Consider the following 728-nt stretch of genomic DNA (forward strand, 5'->3'; position numbering starts at 1 on the left):
GGTGAATATCCGCACCAGTTCTCTGGGGGAATGCGCCAAAGGCTGGTTATTGCCATCGCGCTGTCTTTAAACCCTAAGCTCATCATTATGGATGAACCAACGACAGCGCTTGATGTGGTGGTGCAGCGAGAGATCCTGCAACAAATTTATCAGCTGAGAGAAGAATTTGGTTTCTCAGTTCTTTTCATCACCCACGATTTAGCTTTGATGAGCCAACTGTGCGACCGCATCGCCATCATGCACCATGGTGAGATCGTAGAAGTCAATCACGCTTACGAGATCCGCAATCACCCACAACACCCTTACACGCAGAAATTGTGGGCCTCGTTCCCCAATATTCACGATGTTCACAAGCAGCCAGAGCAACAAGGAGCACCAGCATGAGTCAACCGATCATTCAAATGAAAAACGTGATCAAAGAGTTCACTGTGGGCGGTGGCTTTGCCAAAGAAGAGACTTTTCGAGCGTTGCAAGGCGTCAGTTTTGATCTTTACGCTGGGCGAACATTGGCTCTCGTTGGCGAATCAGGCTGCGGTAAAAGCACATGTGCAAGGCTAATCACAAAGGTTTACTCAGCGAGCGAAGGGGAAATTCTATTTAACGGCACCAACATCAATGACATCACCTCACGACACGATATTCAAGATTATCGCAGTAAGGTACAAATGGTGTTTCAAGACCCTTTTGGATCGCTGAACCCGACCCACACAATTCGTCATCATCTAACT

2 protein-coding genes are annotated in these 728 nt (G+C 47.7%); both read left to right on the plus strand.

Annotated features, from left to right (window positions below; translation table 11 throughout):
- Nucleotides 1-384 (plus strand): ATP-binding cassette domain-containing protein (locus tag R7Q46_RS26885; protein ID WP_318078183.1); only part of this gene is annotated, 384 nt, incomplete at its 5' end.
- Nucleotides 381-728, plus strand: a 348-nt coding sequence (locus tag R7Q46_RS26890) for an ATP-binding cassette domain-containing protein (protein WP_318078185.1), incomplete at its 3' end; no start/stop codon positions are given. The genes R7Q46_RS26885 and R7Q46_RS26890, both read left to right, overlap by 4 nt.

The sequence above is a fragment of the Vibrio sp. 811 genome, from assembly GCF_033339195.1.